Here is an 18,903-nt window from a genome sequence, read left to right on the forward strand (position 1 = left end):
TACCCATGAAACTTGTCATGATTGGCCACGGTATGGTCGGGCACAAATTTATCGAAAGCTTGATGGAAAAAGCAGATGATGAAATGGAAGTCACCATTTTGGCCGAAGAGCCGAGAATCGCATATGACCGAGTGCATTTAAGCGAATACTTTAGCGGTAAAAGTGCCAAAGACCTTTCTCTTGCACGTATGGATTTTGCCGATGCTTATGGTATCGATTTACGTTTAAATACTCGCGTAACCGCAATTAATCCTGTTGAAAAAACAGTGACCACATCTGCTGGTGATGTCATTGCTTATGACAAACTCATTTTGGCAACCGGATCTTATGCATTTGTACCACCAATTGCTGGAAATGACCGTTCAAACTGTTTTGTGTATCGCACCATTGAAGATCTAGATGCACTTCGTGCTGCAAGCTTGAAGGCTACATCTGGTGTGGTGATTGGTGGCGGTTTATTGGGGCTTGAAGCCGCCAAGGCATTACGCGATTTAAATCTTGAAACACATGTGGTCGAGTTTGCGCCGCGGTTGATGGCGGTACAAATCGACGACTTAGGTGGCAAGGTACTACGCCGTAAAATTGAAAACTTGGGGGTAAAAGTTCATACGCAAAAGGCTACGCAGTCAATTGAAGAGGGTGAAACCAGTCATCATGTGATGAAGTTTGCAGACGGTAGCTCACTTGAAACCGATATTGTTTTGTTTTCAGCTGGTATTCGTCCACGTGATGAATTAGCTAAAGCGTCTGGGCTTGCTGTAGGTGAACGAGGCGGTATCAAGATTAATCAATACTGCCAAACTTCAGATCCAAATATTTATGCAATTGGTGAATGTGCGCTTTGGAACAACAAAATTTATGGTCTTGTTGCGCCGGGGTATGATATGGCGCGTATAGCTGCCAAACATGTACTGGATGAAAGTACTCATGGCTTTGCTGGCGCTGATATGAGTACCAAACTCAAATTGATGGGGGTAGATGTGGCATCGATTGGTGATGCACATGCCATGACACCCGATGCGTTGAGCTATTTTTATGCCGATGAAGACGCACTCATTTATAAGAAAATTGTGGTCAATGCTCAAAAAACCAAACTGCTTGGCGCCGTATTGGTGGGCGATGCCAAAGAGTACAATGATTTATTACAAATGATGCTTAACGGTCTGGATTTACCAGATCAACCCGAAAGCTTGATTATGCCGGGATATGCTCAATCCGGTGCGGCTAAGGCAGGCGGCAGTGGCGTCGACTTACTTCCAGATAGTGCAACCATTTGCTCATGTAATAATGTGTCTAAAGCCGATATCTGTCAGGCCATTGAAGACGGCGCGACATCATTAGGTGCATTAAAGAAATGTACAAAAGCAGCTACAGCTTGCGGTGGCTGTGCCCCTTTAGTGACACAAGTACTTAAATCAGAGTTACAGCGTCAGGGCGTTACGGTGAATAACCACATTTGTGAGCATTTTGCTTATTCGCGCCAAGAGCTGTATCACTTGGTTCGTGTCAATGAAATCAAAACCTTCGATGATCTGATCCATCAGCACGGTCATGGATTAGGCTGTGATATCTGTAAACCGACGGTTGCCAATATTTTAGCCTCATGCTGGAACGATTTTGTTTTAAAACCGACCCATGCAGGTTTGCAAGACAGCAACGATTATTATTTGGGCAATATTCAAAAAGATGGCTCGTATTCGATTGTACCGCGCATGGCGGGCGGTGAAGTTACTCCAGATGGGTTAATTGCAGTCGGGCAAATCGCCAAAAAATATAATCTTTATACCAAGATCACCGGTGGTCAGCGTGTGGATATGTTTGGAGCGCAGGTACATCAGTTGCCATTGATTTGGGAAGAATTGATTGCTGCCGGTTTTGAGTCGGGTCATGCTTACGGTAAATCGCTGCGCACGGTCAAATCGTGTGTAGGCAGCACATGGTGTCGCTATGGTGTGGATGATTCGGTTGGTTTGGCAATCTTTCTTGAAAATCGTTACAAAGGCCTGCGCTCTCCACATAAATTAAAAATGGCAGTTTCTGGATGTACTCGTGAGTGTGCAGAGGCCCAAGGGAAAGATGTCGGCGTCATTGCTACAGAAAAAGGCTGGAATCTTTATGTGTGCGGTAATGGCGGAATGAAACCACGTCACGCAGAATTACTGGCTTCGGACTTAGACACCGATACATTGATTCGTTATATCGACCGTTTCTTCATGTTTTACATTCAAACCGCAGATCGTTTACAGCGGACCAGTGTATGGCGCGACAACATGGAAGGTGGTCTAGATTATCTCAAAGCGGTTATTGTTCAAGATTCACTGGGTGTAGCAGACGAGCTAGAGCACCGTATGTCGCATGTGATCAATACTTATCAGGACGAATGGCGTACAGCTGTGGAAGATCCTGAAGTACGCAAACGTTTCCAGACGTTCATCAACCAAAAAGAGCAACACGATCCACACATTCAGTTTACCCAAGAACGAGGTCAGATCCGTCCGCTTAAAAACAGCGAGCGTCATGAAGATCGTATTCCCATGGTTGAAGCATAAGGAGACAAACACATGACCAGTTTAAAAGCCTTAAATCGAGTGAATGATGCAGAATGGATCGAGATTTGCGCATTAAATGATATTACGCCCAATACGGGGGTGGGTGCGCTTCTTCACAAGCAGCAGATTGCACTATTTCGTGTGGGACACGAGCAACGAGTGTATGCTCTTAGTAATACCGATCCATTTAGTGGCGCAAATGTGATGTCTCGCGGGATTATTGGCGACTTACAAGGTGAGCGTGTTGTCGCATCTCCAATCTATAAGCAGCATTTTAGCTTGGCCACAGGTCGCTGTCTGGAAGATAAAGACCAACGACTATTGGTATTTCCAACCAAAGTCGAACAAGGACGGGTTTATGTTTCGCCCATAGCGCAAAAGACGTACATTACCAACAACGGAACTGCGCAAGAAAAACTGAAGCTGGTATTGGTCGGAAATGGCTTGGCAGGTATGCGCTGCCTAGAAGATTTACTGGATATGAATGCCGAGCGCTATGAAATTACCGTGATTGGTGAAGAGCCATGGGGCAATTACAACCGCATCATGCTTTCGCCTGTTTTATCGGGTGAAAAAACGGTAGAAGACATCATGTTGCATTCGCATGCGTGGTATCAAGAGCGTCAAATGCGATTTATTGCGGGCGATCCGGCTGTGAAAATTGATCGAACCCGTAAACAAGTGACAACACAACAAGGCCAGATCGTCGACTACGACCGTTTGATTCTTGCAACAGGATCAAAACCGTTTATTCCACCGATACAGGGGAATCAACTCAAAGGCGTCATCAGCTTTCGTGATATCTATGATGTCAACACCATGGTGGATTACGCATCAAGCAAAACTCACGCCATTGTGATCGGAGGTGGCTTACTGGGCCTTGAAGCTGCGTATGGGTTAAAGCAACGTGGAATGCAGGTGACTGTGCTGCATTTGATGGATCGAATCATGGATCGACAGCTCGATCAGCGAGCCAGCGAGCTACTTAAAGGCAGTATCGAGCACAAGGGAATTCGTATCCTTACTCAAGCCAATACCGAGGCCTTAATTGGCGATGAACATGGTCATGTTCAGCAGCTACGCTTGAGCGACGGCACTTTACTCAATGCTGACCTCGTGGTGTTTGCGGTAGGTATCCGCCCAAATATTGAGCTGGCCCAACGAGCCGGACTGCGTTGTAATCGTGGCGTATTGGTCAATGACACCATGCAAACCTTCGATCCGAGTATTTATGCCGTCGGCGAATGTATTGAGCACCGTGGTCAAACCTTTGGTTTGGTCGAGCCACTCTGGGGGCAGGCCTTTATCTGTGCCAGCCATTTAGCAGAACATGGCAGCTTAACCTTTAAAGCGCCGACTGTGCCCACCCAGTTAAAAGTCAGTGGCGTGGATGTATTTTCTGCCGGTAATTTTCAGCCACAAGATGATTATGAAGACATCATTTTAAATGACGAAAAGCGTCAGATTTACAAGCGTATCATCATTCAACACGACCAGATTATCGGCGCCGTCTTGTTTGGTGATACTGAAGATGGTTCATGGTATGCAGAACTGATTGCAGATCAGACTCCAATTGGCTCAATTCGAAACAAATTGCTGTTTGGTCGTGATTTTGCACTAAGAAAAGCAGGTTAATCTGAAGGAGCCGCCATGAATACGATTCCCCTTGTGCAACTCCAGAGTGATACATCCAACTTAATCCGTCATACCCAAACCACATGTCCATATTGTGGTGTAGGATGTGGCGTGACCGCGACAGTTGAAGAAACCAAATCGGGTAACAAAATCTCGGTGACTGGAGATGAAACACATCCTTCTAATTTTGGTCGCTTATGTATCAAAGGGAGTCGTTTGGCCGATACACTGGGTTTGGAAACACGTGTGTTACAACCTATGTCGGGGCGTGGTGCAGCCCGCCATGCCACCACATGGGAGCATGCGACTGATGAAATTGCAAAACGCTTTCAAGCCTGTATCGATGAACACGGTAAAGACAGTGTGGCGTTCTATGTGTCGGGGCAACTCTTAACTGAAGACTACTATGTGGTGAATAAGTTTGTAAAAGGCTACTTGGGCACAGCCAATATCGATACCAACTCACGTTTATGTATGTCGTCGGCAGTAGCGGCGCATAAACGCAGTTTCGGTGAAGATCTGGTGCCTGCCAGTTATACCGATTTTGAGCAGACCGATCTGGTGGTACTGGTGGGTTCGAATACTGCATGGTGTCATCCGGTCTTGTACCAACGGATTATGCAAGCCAAAGCAGAGCGTGACCTTACAGTTGTGGTAATTGACCCACGTTATACTGCAACATGCGAGCAAGCAGACTTACATTTGCCGATATTACCGGGTCAGGATGTCACATTATTTAATGGCCTATTACAGTATTTGTATCAACACGATCACACCGATCATGCTTTTGTAAATGCGCATACCGATCAGCTGCAATATGCGTTAGATGCTAGTCTGGCTCAAGCCAATTTAAACGACGTGGCAGAAAAGACCGGGATCTCACTCGACAAACTCGAACAGTTTTATGCATTGTTTGCTCGCTTAGATAAAGTGATGACGCTGTTTTCTATGGGCGTGAACCAATCCTCACAAGGGGTGAATAAAGCCAATTCAATTATCAACTGTCATTTACTCACTGGAAAAATTGGTCGGCCGGGTGCTGCGCCGTTTTCGATGACAGGGCAGCCAAATGCCATGGGCGGGCGTGAAGTCGGCGGTTTGGCCAATATGCTGGCCGCACATATGGAAATTGAACAGCCTTTACATCGGCAAATCACTCAGCAATTTTGGAATAGTCCATCTATTGCGACTCAGCCGGGATTAAAAGCGGTCGATTTATTTCAGGCAATTGAGCAAGGCAAAATTAAAGCCATCTGGATTATGGCCACTAATCCGGTAGTGAGCTTACCCAATGCTGATCAGGTCAAACGTGCATTAGAAGCCTGTGAACTGGTTGTGGTATCGGATATCAGTGAATACACCGATACCACTGCTTATGCCGATTTTTTGTTGCCGGCACTCGGTTGGGGAGAAAAAGACGGAACAGTGACCAATTCTGAACGCCGTATTTCCAGACAGCGCGCCTTTCTAGATGCACCTGTACAGGCCAAAGCTGATTGGTGGGCCGTGTGTCAGGTCGCAAAAAAAATGCAGTTTGATGGGTTTGAATTTCAATCTGCTGCTGAAATTTTTGATGAGCATGCCCGGTTATCAGCCACAGCCAACTTAGTAACGAATATTCAAACTGAAAATAGTGTCTTTCGTTACTTTAATCTTTCTGGGTTAGTCGGTTTATCTGCAAAAGCCTATAACGAGCTTAAACCGATCCAATGGCCAGTCTTGCATAATCCTAATGAGAATGACAAGGCAATCAATCAGCAGCAGTTATTCCAATCTGGGGTGTATAGCCATAGCAATCAAAAGGCGAAGTTTATTGCCACACCTGCTATAGATGCTGTGCATGCGCCATCTAAAGCGTTTCCGCTGATTTTAAATACAGGGCGTATTCGTGATCAATGGCACACCATGACCCGTACAGCACTTTCTGCGCATTTAACGTCACATCGTGCAGAACCCTATTGTGAAATACACCCTCAAGATGCACTCAAGTACGGTGTACAGCATGGCAGTCTGATTGAAGTGAAATCACAGTGGGGCAGTTGTGTATTGCGCTTGAGTGTTTCAGACAGTATTCGCCGTGGTCAGATTTTTGTTCCTATACACTGGAGCGAGCAACATGCTTCCGATGCACGTATTGGCAAAGTGGTCAATCCTGTGGTCGATGCGATTTCAGGAGAACCTGAGTTTAAACATACGCCTGTAATGTTGCAGCCATTTTATACGCATTGGCAAGGATGCTTGTTTGTACGTGAAGGTATGGAGCATCTTATGGTATCGCAGCTTCAACAGTTGGCATGGTGGACAAAGGTCAAAATGACCAAAGTGATTCGATACGAGATTGCGGATCGTTCCCGAATAGAAGATATTCAAAACAACTTAAAAGCATTTTTACCTTTTGATGATGCATCCTACGAATGGTTAAATTTAAGTGATCCGAGTACACAACTCTCGCACAGTGTGGTGTTAAAAGACGGTATATTGATTGCAAGCTTGTATATTGCGCCGTTAGAGATGTTACCCGACCGTGACTGGGTTGCAGCGTTGTTTAAGCGTGAACGCCTCAGTGCATTGCATCGTAAAGCTTTACTTGCAGGCATGCCGATTAATGTGCGTAACAATGATGGCCCATTGGTCTGTAGTTGCTTTAAGGTAGGAAAAAACAAAATAGTGGATACCATCAAGGCGCAAAACATAGTGCATGAAAAACAAGTGACAGCATGCCTTAAAGCAGGCGGAAACTGTGGATCATGTTTACCCGAAATACGAGGTTTAATTAAAGCTTGTCAACAGGAGATCGATGCGTGAGCGTGAGCAAATATCCACAAACCGATTTGGTCATCTTGGCTGGTGGACAGGCCCGTCGTATGAACGGGGTCAATAAGTTATTACAAAACTTTGATGATCAGATTCAGTTGCTGAAAATTTATGAGCGCTTAAAGCACGATATTCATCAGATCTGGGTGAATAGCCATCGAGATGCCAGTTTGTACCGTCAGATTTTGCCACAAACACGTAGTTATGAAGATCATCAGCATGGCTTTTTAGGACCAATGATGGGCATATACAGTGCTTGGAATCATGTGGCATCGGATTATGTGCTTTTTGTACCGTGTGATATTACCTACATTCCCAGCAAGGTTGTGTCTTTATTGCATCATGCTTTAAATCAAGATCCACGTGCGATGATGAGTTATGTGGCCATTAATGGCACAGCGCTGTATCCATTTTGCCTGATGAAGCGATCAAGTGCATCGGTCATTAAGAATCACTTAGACAAAAATCAATTGAGCATGAAAAGAGCCTTAACAGACTTACATGCGCAGGTGGCTTATTTTAGAAAACATCGCTTATTTTTTCATAGCATCAATTCATTAGACGAGTTACAACAATACCAGCAGCTGAATACGCTAAAGCAGAGCGAGTTTTAATCAAATCCCGCCGTAAATTCGCTTAAACGAATATATGTGAGTTTAGATAATCATTATTACATTTATCCTGAAGCGAACAAAAAAATGCAAGACAGGTCTGATTTTTGTTAGTAAATTGGATTGTCACTGATGAGTAATGGTGCAAGGAAGCATATTTTGATCATTTTTTGAAATATTTTTGCTTTTTAAAATCAACATCATGAGTCATTATAGAATTATCAACGTGCAATAGCGCTGTGTAAGGGTCATCTCGAAGTTTTAATTATGAGTGCATACAATGAAGCATGAAACACAAGATCTGATGACGCCACCTTTTAAAGATCAATATGGGCGTCATAAACGGAAACTACGTATTTCCGTTACAGATCGTTGTAACTTCAAATGCCTGTATTGTATGCCAGAACATCCAGAGTGGATCAAAAAGCATGACTTGCTAAGTTTTGAGGCACTTTTTGAGTTTTGTCGCTTTATGGTGCAAAACGGAATTGAAAATATTCGGATTACTGGCGGTGAACCACTGATGCGCCAAGGCGTGGTGCACTTTATACGTGATTTGCAATCGCTACGGGCAAAAGGTTTAAAGCGTATTTCGATCACCACCAATGCCCATTACTTAAAGAAATATGCATCAGACCTTAAACATGCAGGTTTAGATGATCTCAATATTAGTCTAGATAGTCTCGATCCAGAGCAATTTATGACGCTGACCAAAAAGCCAATTTTGCCTGTTTTAGAAGGTATCAAGGCAGCGCAAACCGTAGGTTTGAAATTTAAGATTAATACCGTGCTCATGAAGGGTAAAAATGACGATCAAATTTTACCTTTAGTCCAGTGGGCCAAATCGCAACATATTCCGCTCAGATTTATCGAGTTTATGCCACTTGATGGTGATCAGCACTGGTCGAACGCTGCTGTAGTGTCAGAGCAAGAGATTTTAGAGGTACTCTCTAAAACGTATTCAATTGAAGCGCTAGAGCAACACAGTGAGCCAGCACGGCTTTTTCGTTTAGATCAAAATTATGACGTGGGTGTCATCTCAACTATTACCCACTCTTTTTGCGGACAATGCGATCGAATTCGTTTAACAGCTCAAGGTGAGCTGTATAACTGCCTATTTGCGCCTAAGGGCATTGATCTCAAGCCATTACTAAACGAATTGGTTCAAGGGTATGATCAAGATCGGACACTGACAGAACTCTATGATAAAACCTCGAGCTATATCTGGAATAAAGCCAAAGGCTTTCATAGCTTAAACACACACACACGAAAAATTACCATGCATATGATTGGAGGATAACAATGTCGGCCTTAAACGTCACGATTGAAGGTTATGGTGCCATACAAAGAAAAATACCCTCCCAGATCGTTTTGAATTATTCAGATACAGTGCTTGTTTCTGACGTTTTAAATGATATTACTCATCAATATCCAGATGCGACACAGGCCATTGAGCGCTGTGCCTGTGCAATTGGTGAAGATATTATTTCGCGTCAAACCTACTTAAGCCAAAATTGTACCTTGGTCTTACTTTCACCTGTAGCAGGAGGCTGATATGAAAGAATTTCAACGCGTGCAATCGGTTGACTTAACACTGGATAGTTTTGATCCGATATCCGATTTTCCTGCTTGTGGTGGTATTGGTATTTTTCAGGGAACGGTACGTAACCATCACAATGGTCGTGCTGTGAGTGGGCTGAAATATACCTCCTATACGCCTGTTGCAGAAAAAATGATTCGTCAGATTGAACAAGACATCATGAATAAGCACGGCGCTGCATATGTACGGGTTATTCATCGTATAGGGCAGCTAGATATCGGTGGAATGGCAATTATTGCCGTGGCCTATGCGCCGCATCGCCGTGAAGCGTTTGCGGCCTGTGAAGAGGCGGTAGAGCGTGTAAAACATGAAGTGCCAATCTGGAAAGAAGAGTTTTATACCGATGGCAGCAGTCAATTTGTCGAAGGATGCTGTATCCGTAAAGATCATCATCATGATCAAATCGATCATTCACATCATCACGAACACCAGCACTAATTTAAAACGGGATTTTTAATGAAAAACGTAGGCATGAAACCGGAAAGTTATCGTATTGCCGAAGCTCAAGCTATTTTGTATGCACCACCACATTGTATTGAATTACTTCGTCAGGGAAATACCGAAAAAGGTGATGCACTAAAAACAGGACGCATTGCAGGTATCTTGGCCGCAAAACGTACCGATGAGCTGATTCCGCTTTGCCATCCATTGCCTATATATCGTGCCGAAGTCGATTACGAGTTACATGAAAACTTTGTTGAGATTCTAACCACAGTAGAAACCATCGGCCCAACGGGCGTAGAGATGGAGGCACTCACAGCCGCAAGTATTGCCGGTTTAACCCTGTACGATATGCTTAAACCGCACTGTGAGCCAGAAGATTTGGTGTTAGATCAGTGCAAGCTCTTAAAGAAAAAAGGCGGTAAATCGCATTTCAAGCGTACACTTCGCCAAGCTGTATCTGCGGCGGTAATTGTATTGTCAGATACTGTAGCCTCTGGCAAAAAACCAGATACTGCCGGTAAGTCTGTGGTTGAGAGTTTAACCGAAGCTGGCTTTACGCCTATTCATTACCAAATTTTGCCAGATGAGCCTGAACAGCTTAAAGAACTGGTTCTTGAGTTAACCAAATCCTATGCATGTGTTATTACAGTGGGCGGTACAGGAATAGGCAAGCGAGACATTACAGTCGACACCCTAGAGCCGTTACTTGAACGTAAGCTCGATGGCTTGATGGAAGCTGCACGTGCATTTGGTCAGCGCCGTACACCGTATGCAGCAATGTCGCGTGGAGTTGCAGGTTTTATCGATCGTTCATTGGTGATGACATTCCCGGGTAGCCGTGGTGGTGCTTCTGAAACAATGGCTGCTTTATTGCCAGCAATTGTGCATATTTTTGATGTATGCCGTGATCTTCCACATCCGGGAGGTTATGAATAATGTCCGCATGTGGCCATGAAAAAGGTCTAATCAGTATCGATGAGGCAATTGATCATATTTTAAATACGGTCAAGCCACTTGGCACGGAAAACATTGAACTACAAAATAGCCTAAGTAGATATCTGGCACAGCCAATTCATTCGCCAGTGAATCTACCAAGTTTTGATCAAAGTGCTGTTGATGGGTATGCGCTGTGTGCGAGTGATATCATTGAAAAGAACCAATGCTTTGAGCTTATAGGTGAAATACGCGCAGGGCAAAGCAGTGATCTGGTTTTGAAAGCAGGTCAGGCTGCGCGTATTTTTACTGGCGGTAAACTTCCAGAGGGATGTACGACGATTGCGCGTCAAGAGATTGTACATCGGCTCGATGATCATCGAATCCAGATTACAGAAACACTTCAGGACAACATCGACATCAGACGCCAAGGTGAAGAGTTGGCTTTGGGGCAGCAGGTAGCCAATAAAGATCAATATCTTAAGACCGGGCCTTTAGCCGCGTTGAGCATGGCGGGAGTTCAGCAGGTTGATGTATATCGTCAGCCTAAAGTCGTCGTAGTAATTACAGGTGATGAAGTTGCTACTGAGCAAAATAGCCTAAGTAGTGCACATGTCTATGATGCCAATGGTCCGCTAATTAAGGCGTGGTTTCAAGAGCGACATATACAAGTTGAAATTTTACACATTCATGATGAAGCGAAGGCACTCAGTGAATTGTTTGCTCGACTTAAAAATCACTATGATGTGATTGTGACGACAGGTGGTGTGTCTGTAGGGGATTATGATTTTGTTCGGCCCTGTGCTTTTGAGGTTGGATTTAAAGAAATCTTTTGGAAAGTCAAACAAAAACCCGGTAAACCGATCTTTTTTGCCAAATATCAACAAGATCAGCATGCATGTTATTTACTCGGGCTACCGGGCAATCCAGCCGCCGTGTACGTATGTATGCAAGTATATACGCGTCTGCTCATCGATGCGCTGCAAGGTCAAAATCAAAATATCGATTGGTTTGAGGTTAAGCTTGCACAACCGCTTAAAGCCGATAAGCGTGAGCGCTTTATGCGCATGAAACTGGAGCTTCATGCTGGTGAGCTAAGTGCTTCAAACCTTGCCAATCAACAGTCACATATGTTAAGTAACTTAATGGATGCGAACTGTCTGGTTCGTGTACCAGCGGATATAAGTCCAGAAGTGGGAACGCTCGTCTCTGCAATACGAATATAAGGTGCCAATCATGATAAAAAAAATCGCTGTATTTTCGCTTTTCTGTCTTGGTGCTTTACACGTTTCGGCAGGTGAGGTGAGAGTCTATGCGGCGGCAAGTTTGACTAATGCAGTGACTGATATTGCCAAGCTTTACAAACAGCAGCATCCATCAACCAATGTCGTGACTGTTTTTGGTGCATCATCGGCGCTAGCTAAACAAATCGAGAGTGGTGCAAAAGCAGATATTTATTTTTCTGCCGATACAGACTGGATGAAATATTTAGTTAAGACTCAGTTTATATCGTCAGGTAAGGTAAAAAATACACTCGGCAATCAGCTTGTGGCCATCACGCCGATGGACATGGATGTACCTTTTGGTCCCACCAAACAATTTAACTTTGCCAATGCATTTAAAGGCCATTTATGTACTGGTCAAATGGAATCTGTGCCTGTAGGCAAATACGCCAAACAAAGCTTGATGGCTTTAGGCTGGTATACACCTTTGCAAGGACGTATTGTTGGGACAGATGATGTACGTTCAGCTTTGGCCTTTGTTGAACGCGGTGAATGCGATGTTGGAATTGTTTACCAAACCGATGCATTAATCAGTAAAAAAGTTAAGATTATTGGAACATTCCCTTCAAAAACACACGATCCAATTGTTTATCCTGCGGCGCTCACCAAACAAGGTGAACGTAATCGGGAAGCGGCCCAATTTGAACATTTCATGCTTAAAAATCCCAAAGCAAAAGCCATTTTTACCCGTTACGGTTTTAGTGAGTTGAAATAGTCGTTCTACATGCTCACACCTGAAGAAATCTCTGCCTTATATTTATCTGCCAAAGTGGGCTTGTTTGCCACTTTGGTGAATCTACCTTTTGCTATTTTTGTGGCGTGGATCTTAGCTCGATATGAATTTCGCCTAAAAGTTATACTCGAATCTCTTTTGCAATTACCTATGATTTTACCACCCGTGGTATTGGGGTATTTACTGCTGATTTTATTTGGTAACCGCGGCATTTTGGGGCAGTTTTTAAGTGAATGGGGGATTCAACTGGCATTTAACTGGAAAGGCGCAGTCATTGCCTCGATGGTGGTGGCTTTCCCACTGATGGTTCAACCGATTCGTTTGTCTTTTCAATTGATTAATCAGCAACTTGAACAAATTGCACAGACCTTGGGGGCAAGCCCCATTCAGGCTTTTTTTTCGATTAGTTTGCCACTTGCCTTACCCGGTGTGCTCATTGGAAGTATTTTGTGTTTTAGTCGCAGTCTTGGGGAGTTTGGTGCCACTATTACCTTTGTGGGCAATATTCCAGATGAAACACGCACTGTACCCATCGCAATTTATTCGTTACTACAACAACCGGATGGCGAAAGCATGGCAATGCGTTTAGTACTACTCTCCGTAGGTTTGGCGTTTGCTGCACTGGTGGCCAATCATCTTATTTTAAAACGTTATCAGCAAAGGTTAACGCCATGAATCTGTGCTGTCACTTTAATTACGTCCAGCGTGATTTTCAGCTTCATGTTGATTTAACACTAAGGCATACCTTACTCGGGATTCTAGGCCCGTCTGGTTCTGGAAAAAGTACGTTTTTAAAAAATATGGTGGGAGTTTTGAAGCCTCATGACGGTGAGATCTCTTTCAATGAGCGTGTTTTGGTCAATACAGCCGAGCAGCAATTTGTACCTACGCACCAACGTCATATTGGACTGATTTTCCAACAGGCGCAGCTTTTCCCACATTTAAACGTAAGACAAAATCTTGAATATGCATTGCGGTTTAATAAGAAGCGTCCGCAAAAATTCAGTTTTGAGCAGATTGTAAAGTTACTCAGCCTAGATGCATTGCTTAGCCGTAAAGCTTTACAGCTTTCTGGTGGGGAGGCACAGCGAGTCTCGATTGGGCGCGCTTTACTGGCTTCTCCAGAACTTTTATTGCTTGATGAGCCGCTCACAGGTTTAGATCGACACCTAAAAAATCAGCTTTTGCCTTTTTTGTTCGAGCTTAAGCAGCAATTAAATATTCCGATCATTTATGTTACACATCATCCAGAAGAGCTGGATTATCTCAATGCGCCCATTGTGACTATGGAACGGGGGATATTGCAGTACAGCGATACATAAGTCAGTCAATCAAATAATCATTCATATAAGTCGATTAAAGTTTTGATGCAAGTAAACCTGCTTGTAATACTTTAAATACATCGTAATGAACACATTGAGCGACATTAAATCTTAAAAATTGCTTGAATAAACCTGATGTGCTAAACGCTTCACCTAAAGCAAGAACGACACCTTGCTCTGTGCAATACTGTTGTAGTCGATGAAGATCAATATAAGCAGGTAACTCACACCATAGAAACATTCCTGCTTGTGGTTTTATCCATGGGCGAATTTGCATTTGTTCAAGTGTATTTATGGATATGTCCATAGCATTTGCCAAACGTGTATTCAGCTGCTCAAGATGCTTACGGTATTTTCCATCTGTGAGCACCTTAAACAAAACATGTGCTGAAAAATTATTATGACTGAAACTTGTAGCAATTTTGAGATCAATTAAATCATTAATCCACTCAGGTTTTGCCACAATATAGCCGCAGCGTAATGAAGCTGATAATGTTTTGGAAAAGCTGCCGATGTAAATACTGTTTGTAAGGCCGTCAAGTGCGCTAAAGCGAGGTGAGTGTTTATTTTCAAAATCTGAAAAAATATCGTCTTCAATTACAATCATATTCGCTTGTGTAATTAAAGAAACCAGTTGATGAACCGTCGCAGATGAAGGCATAGCGCCTGTAGGATTATGAATACCTGAATTCGTAATATATAACCGCGGTTGATGTTCTATGATGGCTTGCTGAAAGGCCTCAATATTTGGGCCACCTGTAGTATATGGAATACCGATGACTTTGGCTTGATGTACCTTAAGTAACGCCTTAAAGTTAAAATAACAAGGATCATCAACTAAAACAGTATCACCCGGTTTGAGTAAAAAACGACAAAGTAGATCGGTTGAATATGAACCTGAATCGGTCAGCAAAACTTGATCTGGACTTACAAATATACTTTTACTTTGCAAGCGTCTTGCCAATAATTCACGTAGCAAATTAAACCCTAATGGCGAGGAGTAATTCATCAATTCAAAGGTCGATTCTTTAGAAACGTCACGGATTGCTTTTCTTAAAGCTTCATGAGGCATCCAGTTATCTGGGAGCCAGCCGCATCCCGGCTTTATTAATGATGGAGATGCTTCTAAGAGTTCGCGGGATAGCCGAAGTGGATCAAGGTGTTTAACCTGTATCGGCTCCATATTTGAAAGCTTTAAAGGTTCTAGTGGTGCGCTAACAAAAAATCCAGAGCCTGCACGAGACTCTATCTGGCCAGTAGATAACATCCGCTCATAAGCACAAACAATTGTAGATACAGAAAAATCAAGCTGTTTGGCCAGTTGTCGAACAGATGGTAGTCGCATACCTGGTGTGAGCCGGCGACTTTTAAGTTCAGAATCGATATAACGTATTACGTGTTCAATTTTAGTCATGTTAAACCAATTACTGTATTGAATTTTAATCCAGTACAGTTTTTATAAATTGTACTGCACTGTATCTTTGTACCAACTTAACATAAGTTTATAAAAAGACATTCTATAAAATGTGATGTCATCATGAATTCTCAATTTTTAGCTTGGTTAAGTGGTTTAATCGGTGTTGTAATCTTTTCCGGATCTTTACCTGCAACACGTATTGCTGTTATGGATTTTAATCCATGGTTTTTAACAGGAATTCGTGCTGTTATTGCGGGTATTGTTGCTATGGTCTTGTTAAAAATCTTAAAAGCTAAGCGACCATCAAAACGTGATTGCGGGAATTTAGTATATGTCGCGGTTGGTGTTGTTGTGGGATTTCCGTTATTTACAGCATTAGCACTGCAACATATTAGTGCGGCTTTTTCGATTGTATTTATAGGATTGCTTCCTTTAAGCACTGCCATATTCGCAGTCCTGCGTTCAAATGAGCGACCTCAACTGACATTTTGGCTGTTTTCATTATTTGGAAGCGGATTGGTTGTTTTATATATTTTGTTAGATATATCGCTGAATACGCAAAGCTTTTTTGGGATTTTATATATGCTTTGTGCAATTATACTATGCGGATTTGGATACGCTGAAGGGGCGAATCTAGCGAAAAAAATAGGGGGATGGCAGGTCATTTGCTGGGCGCTGGTTATTTCATTACCTGTAATGCTCATAGTAACGATCTATAATTATTCTAGTGAAATACTAGATAAATTGACTTTATCTGGTCTGGTAGCTGTTTTATACATCTCGATCTTCAGCATGCTGATCGGATTTTTCTTCTGGTACTATGGTTTATCAAAAGGCGGTATTGCAAGTGTAGGGCAATTGCAATTATTGCAACCCTTTATGGGCCTAGCACTTGCAGCGGTGATATTACATGAACCAATTAGTGCCAACATGCTTATTATCACAGCAGGCGTCATTTGTTGTGTGGCATCTGCCAAGAAATTTGCCTAATCGATTACAAGCAATTAGCAGGTTTTGGAATACCAGCCAAACGGCTTAAATGGCGTGCAACAAGACCTGTTTTGAATGCTTGCTGTAACACTGCATTATCAATATTGGCATCTACCGTTTTCATTAGATATTTGATCAGAGGACGCGTTGCAGGAGAGTGTCCGAACTGTTGATAAAACTGGCGGACTGCATTTAAAACGTTAAAGTGCCATTCAGTCAATTCAAGATCTAAAGAACGAGCAAGCTCTTGAGCCACGTCTTTATTCCAAATGGTGTAATCGACAAGATGTCCATCTTGATCAAGATCTAAGTGCATAAAATAGCCTAAGCGAAAATCAAATTATTTAAAAGATACACTACGTTTGTATTGCAAAACTAAGTCCGCAAATGCACTGTAATCTAGGGGAATTATAGCGGAACTAAGATCAGGATTTAAAAGAGTCCGTTCGTTGTTTAAACAGTAATACGACTGAAAAGAACGCATATTCTCGCTGGTGAGTGCCGACAATGCTTCGCCCATGATCACGATTTGATCACCTTCCACAAAGACCTGTTGTACTTTATTTAAAGCAGAAGCAGTCGATGCAAAAGAAGTTTGTATGAGGTAAATTGTGTTGTTCATCTTTGGAAATTACCAATATAAAACATAATCAAAGGATTGAATCAGGCTTGCATTGAATTCGACAAACTCGATGTCTTGTGAAGAATTTCTAACAAACGCATGTTGCTGATATTTTGATTCAACTAAAATGGGCGTTAAGTCATAAAATTCAAAACTTTCCAGCATACTTGAAGCGGGTTTAAAGGCATGAATGAGCTGATCAAAGCTTTGGTCTTCTTTTAACAGCGTTAGGGCTGCATCTTGAAGTAAAACGCTGATATTAGAGCCAAAAGTGGCTAAAACCATCGTCGCAGACAGGCTTTCGTTGACCTGTAACTGACTTAAATTAGACTGGGTTAAAATAACGAGTACAGATTTCACACAATATACCTTTTAAAAGCAACACTCTAGAAATAAAAAGCTGCTTAAAATTGAATTAGACGTGTAGAAGATTCTACGGCATCTGCAAGTTCACCTAAACCAACCAGTTCAAATCCTTGAGCCAAGTTGTAATGCGTGAGTTGATGGCGTTTAGCATTTTCTTCATCTGTAATTCCACGGTTTAGTGCAGCACTAACACAAACAGGGAGTCGTATTGAGAGCTTTTGCCATTCTTGAGTCAAACGACGCTGATCATCGGGCACCCACTGCAAATCGTTTGCAACATGAACAGCATCTTGATAAAAGAACACTCGGAACACTTCATTTTTGTCCTGAAGTGCCTGAACTAAACCAAGTGCATGCCATGCATGAACCGATGTCGGTGCAGCAGTAATTAAAACTAATGTACTCATTGAAATTTCACTGTAGCCATGCGTCTGATAACAGATGAGCTATTTACACATTATAAAAAGGTAAGTATACAATGATTTTAGTGACAGGTGGTTTAGGCTTTCTTGGGTCACACATTGCTTTGAGTCTTCTGGCTCAAGGTCAAGAGGTTATATTGGTCGATAACTTGGCCAATGCATCTTTACAAACATTAGAACGATTAGAATATATTTCCGGTATGTACGTGCCATTTGTGAAAGTAGACGTTCGCAACACACCCGCATTAAATAAAGTTTTTGAGCAATATTCAATTGATGCTGTCGTACACACCGCAGGTTTTAAAGCACTCGAAGAATCCAAGCTTAAACCGCTTGAGTATTATAATGACAATGTTAGTTGTATCATGAGCTTGTTGCGTTCTATGCAGCGTACAGGTGTAAGAAAACTGGTTCATCTCTCAAGCTTAGCGGTGTATGGCGCTTCTGGATTAAATCTTACAGAAGATACGTCTTTTAATACCACTTATCCCAATCCATATATTAAATCTCAGCAAATGATTGAAGAAATCATACGAGATACGTATAAAACAGATCATGAATGGAAAATCGCCATCTTGAGACTTTCCAATATTGCCGGTGCCTTTGAACATGGGGTACTCGGAGAAATGGTGCCTCAATTACCAAAAAATATTATTCCACTCGCGATGCAGGTTGCCGCCATGCAACGGGATTATCTGGAATTACAGCATCAAGCTCTTACCGATGATCAAACCGTAGAACGAAGTTTTTTGCATGTGCTCGATGCATGTGAAGCCGTACTCGCAAGTTTATACTGGCTCAACCATCAAGAGCATACGTGTGAAGCATTTAATATTGCACATGATCATGTGACTTCGATTCAATCTCTACTTGAGCAAATAAGTACCATTACTCAAACTCAGATTAATACACACGATGCCATGTTTGCTGTAGACGAATTGGCACAACTTGGTGCAGATATCAGCAAAGCTGAAAAAACATTAAACTGGAAACCGAAACGTACTCTACAGCAAATACTTGAGCACCAATGGCAGTTCTATCAAAATACACTTAAAATGTAATAAAAATGATTCTTATTTACAAATTGAGCTGGCTTTATTAGTATTTCATGACCAGCCAAGTAATCGTAACGGTTGCTCTAGCCCGTACTTGTCATTAATCA

Annotated in this window: 19 protein-coding genes; 14 read left to right on the forward strand and 5 right to left on the reverse strand. The window is 42.5% G+C overall.

Annotation, left to right across the window (positions count from 1 at the left end; translation table 11 throughout):
* Nucleotides 1–5: 5 nt before the first annotated feature.
* The 12 genes from nirB (at nucleotide 6) to QLG00_RS11095 (ending at nucleotide 13,924) form a co-directional block, all read left to right on the forward strand.
* Complete coding sequence (nirB, locus tag QLG00_RS11040) at nucleotides 6–2,549, forward strand: nitrite reductase large subunit NirB (protein ID WP_282470984.1); 2,544 nt, start codon at nucleotides 6–8, stop codon at nucleotides 2,547–2,549.
* 12 nt (nucleotides 2,550–2,561) lie between these two features.
* Nucleotides 2,562–4,184 carry a nitrite reductase small subunit NirD gene (nirD, locus tag QLG00_RS11045; RefSeq protein ID WP_282470985.1) on the forward strand — a complete coding sequence of 541 codons (1,623 nt, stop codon included), beginning with the start codon at nucleotides 2,562–2,564 and terminating at the stop codon, nucleotides 4,182–4,184.
* A gap of 15 nt (nucleotides 4,185–4,199) precedes the next feature.
* Nucleotides 4,200–6,989 (forward strand): nitrate reductase, encoded by a 2,790-nt coding sequence (locus tag QLG00_RS11050; RefSeq protein WP_282470986.1) that lies wholly within the window; start codon nucleotides 4,200–4,202, stop codon nucleotides 6,987–6,989.
* Nucleotides 6,986–7,612 (forward strand): NTP transferase domain-containing protein, encoded by a 627-nt coding sequence (locus QLG00_RS11055; protein ID WP_282470987.1) that lies wholly within the window; start codon nucleotides 6,986–6,988, stop codon nucleotides 7,610–7,612. Before QLG00_RS11050 ends, QLG00_RS11055 begins: the two co-directional genes overlap by 4 nt.
* 277 nt (nucleotides 7,613–7,889) lie before the next feature.
* Nucleotides 7,890–8,909, forward strand: a complete 1,020-nt coding sequence (gene moaA / locus QLG00_RS11060; RefSeq protein WP_282470988.1) for a GTP 3',8-cyclase MoaA — start codon at nucleotides 7,890–7,892, stop codon at nucleotides 8,907–8,909.
* A 2-nt stretch (nucleotides 8,910–8,911) separates the two neighbouring features.
* Nucleotides 8,912–9,163, forward strand: coding sequence for a MoaD/ThiS family protein (locus QLG00_RS11065; RefSeq protein ID WP_004937383.1), 252 nt, complete (start codon nucleotides 8,912–8,914; stop codon nucleotides 9,161–9,163).
* A gap of 1 nt (nucleotide 9,164) precedes the next feature.
* Nucleotides 9,165–9,647, forward strand: a complete 483-nt coding sequence (locus QLG00_RS11070) for a molybdenum cofactor biosynthesis protein MoaE (RefSeq protein ID WP_004937386.1) — start codon at nucleotides 9,165–9,167, stop codon at nucleotides 9,645–9,647.
* Between the two features lie 18 nt (nucleotides 9,648–9,665).
* Nucleotides 9,666–10,589 carry a bifunctional molybdenum cofactor biosynthesis protein MoaC/MoaB gene (gene moaCB, locus QLG00_RS11075; RefSeq protein WP_004937388.1) on the forward strand — a complete coding sequence of 308 codons (924 nt, stop codon included), beginning with the start codon at nucleotides 9,666–9,668 and terminating at the stop codon, nucleotides 10,587–10,589.
* On the forward strand, nucleotides 10,589–11,812 hold the full coding sequence (locus QLG00_RS11080) for a molybdopterin molybdotransferase MoeA (RefSeq protein ID WP_282470989.1): 1,224 nt from the start codon (nucleotides 10,589–10,591) through the stop codon (nucleotides 11,810–11,812). Before moaCB ends, QLG00_RS11080 begins: the two co-directional genes overlap by 1 nt.
* A gap of 10 nt (nucleotides 11,813–11,822) precedes the next feature.
* Complete coding sequence (modA, locus tag QLG00_RS11085; protein WP_282470990.1) at nucleotides 11,823–12,584, forward strand: molybdate ABC transporter substrate-binding protein; 762 nt, start codon at nucleotides 11,823–11,825, stop codon at nucleotides 12,582–12,584.
* Nucleotides 12,585–12,593: 9 nt separating this feature from the next.
* The gene (modB, locus tag QLG00_RS11090) at nucleotides 12,594–13,277 is read left to right on the forward strand and encodes a molybdate ABC transporter permease subunit (protein WP_004947220.1); all 684 of its coding nucleotides are present in this window, start codon (nucleotides 12,594–12,596) and stop codon (nucleotides 13,275–13,277) included.
* On the forward strand, nucleotides 13,274–13,924 hold the full coding sequence (locus QLG00_RS11095; RefSeq protein ID WP_282470991.1) for an ATP-binding cassette domain-containing protein: 651 nt from the start codon (nucleotides 13,274–13,276) through the stop codon (nucleotides 13,922–13,924). The genes modB and QLG00_RS11095 overlap by 4 nt, the downstream gene beginning before the upstream one ends.
* Before the next feature lie 34 nt (nucleotides 13,925–13,958).
* On the opposite strand, the gene QLG00_RS11100 is transcribed toward QLG00_RS11095, so the two are convergent.
* Entirely contained in the window at nucleotides 13,959–15,338 is a 1,380-nt protein-coding gene (locus QLG00_RS11100) for a PLP-dependent aminotransferase family protein (protein ID WP_282470992.1), read from the reverse strand.
* A 123-nt stretch (nucleotides 15,339–15,461) separates the two neighbouring features.
* Here QLG00_RS11100 and QLG00_RS11105 point away from each other — a divergent pair, with 123 nt between their 5' ends.
* On the forward strand, nucleotides 15,462–16,331 hold the full coding sequence (locus QLG00_RS11105) for a DMT family transporter (protein ID WP_004937403.1): 870 nt from the start codon (nucleotides 15,462–15,464) through the stop codon (nucleotides 16,329–16,331).
* Nucleotides 16,332–16,335: 4 nt separating this feature from the next.
* On the opposite strand, the gene QLG00_RS11110 is transcribed toward QLG00_RS11105, so the two are convergent.
* Genes QLG00_RS11110 through tusD form a run of 4 tightly spaced genes read right to left on the reverse strand, consistent with a single transcriptional unit; the run spans nucleotide 16,336 to nucleotide 17,726 of the window.
* Nucleotides 16,336–16,647 (reverse strand): TusE/DsrC/DsvC family sulfur relay protein, encoded by a 312-nt coding sequence (locus QLG00_RS11110; protein ID WP_004937405.1) that lies wholly within the window; start codon nucleotides 16,645–16,647, stop codon nucleotides 16,336–16,338.
* Between the two features lie 24 nt (nucleotides 16,648–16,671).
* Nucleotides 16,672–16,953 carry a hypothetical protein gene (locus QLG00_RS11115; protein WP_004947233.1) on the reverse strand — a complete coding sequence of 94 codons (282 nt, stop codon included), beginning with the start codon at nucleotides 16,951–16,953 and terminating at the stop codon, nucleotides 16,672–16,674.
* A gap of 9 nt (nucleotides 16,954–16,962) precedes the next feature.
* Nucleotides 16,963–17,313 carry a hypothetical protein gene (locus QLG00_RS11120; RefSeq protein WP_004937411.1) on the reverse strand — a complete coding sequence of 117 codons (351 nt, stop codon included), beginning with the start codon at nucleotides 17,311–17,313 and terminating at the stop codon, nucleotides 16,963–16,965.
* Nucleotides 17,314–17,357: 44 nt separating this feature from the next.
* Nucleotides 17,358–17,726: a sulfurtransferase complex subunit TusD gene (tusD, locus tag QLG00_RS11125; RefSeq protein WP_004937417.1), complete on the reverse strand. Its 369-nt coding sequence runs from the start codon at nucleotides 17,724–17,726 to the stop codon at nucleotides 17,358–17,360.
* Between the two features lie 71 nt (nucleotides 17,727–17,797).
* Here tusD and QLG00_RS11130 point away from each other — a divergent pair, with 71 nt between their 5' ends.
* Nucleotides 17,798–18,802: an SDR family NAD(P)-dependent oxidoreductase gene (locus QLG00_RS11130; protein ID WP_151795033.1), complete on the forward strand. Its 1,005-nt coding sequence runs from the start codon at nucleotides 17,798–17,800 to the stop codon at nucleotides 18,800–18,802.
* Nucleotides 18,803–18,903: the final 101 nt, after the last annotated feature.

The organism is Acinetobacter sp. V89_7 (assembly GCF_029967895.1).
GTDB classification, from domain to species: Bacteria; Pseudomonadota; Gammaproteobacteria; order Pseudomonadales; family Moraxellaceae; genus Acinetobacter; species Acinetobacter soli.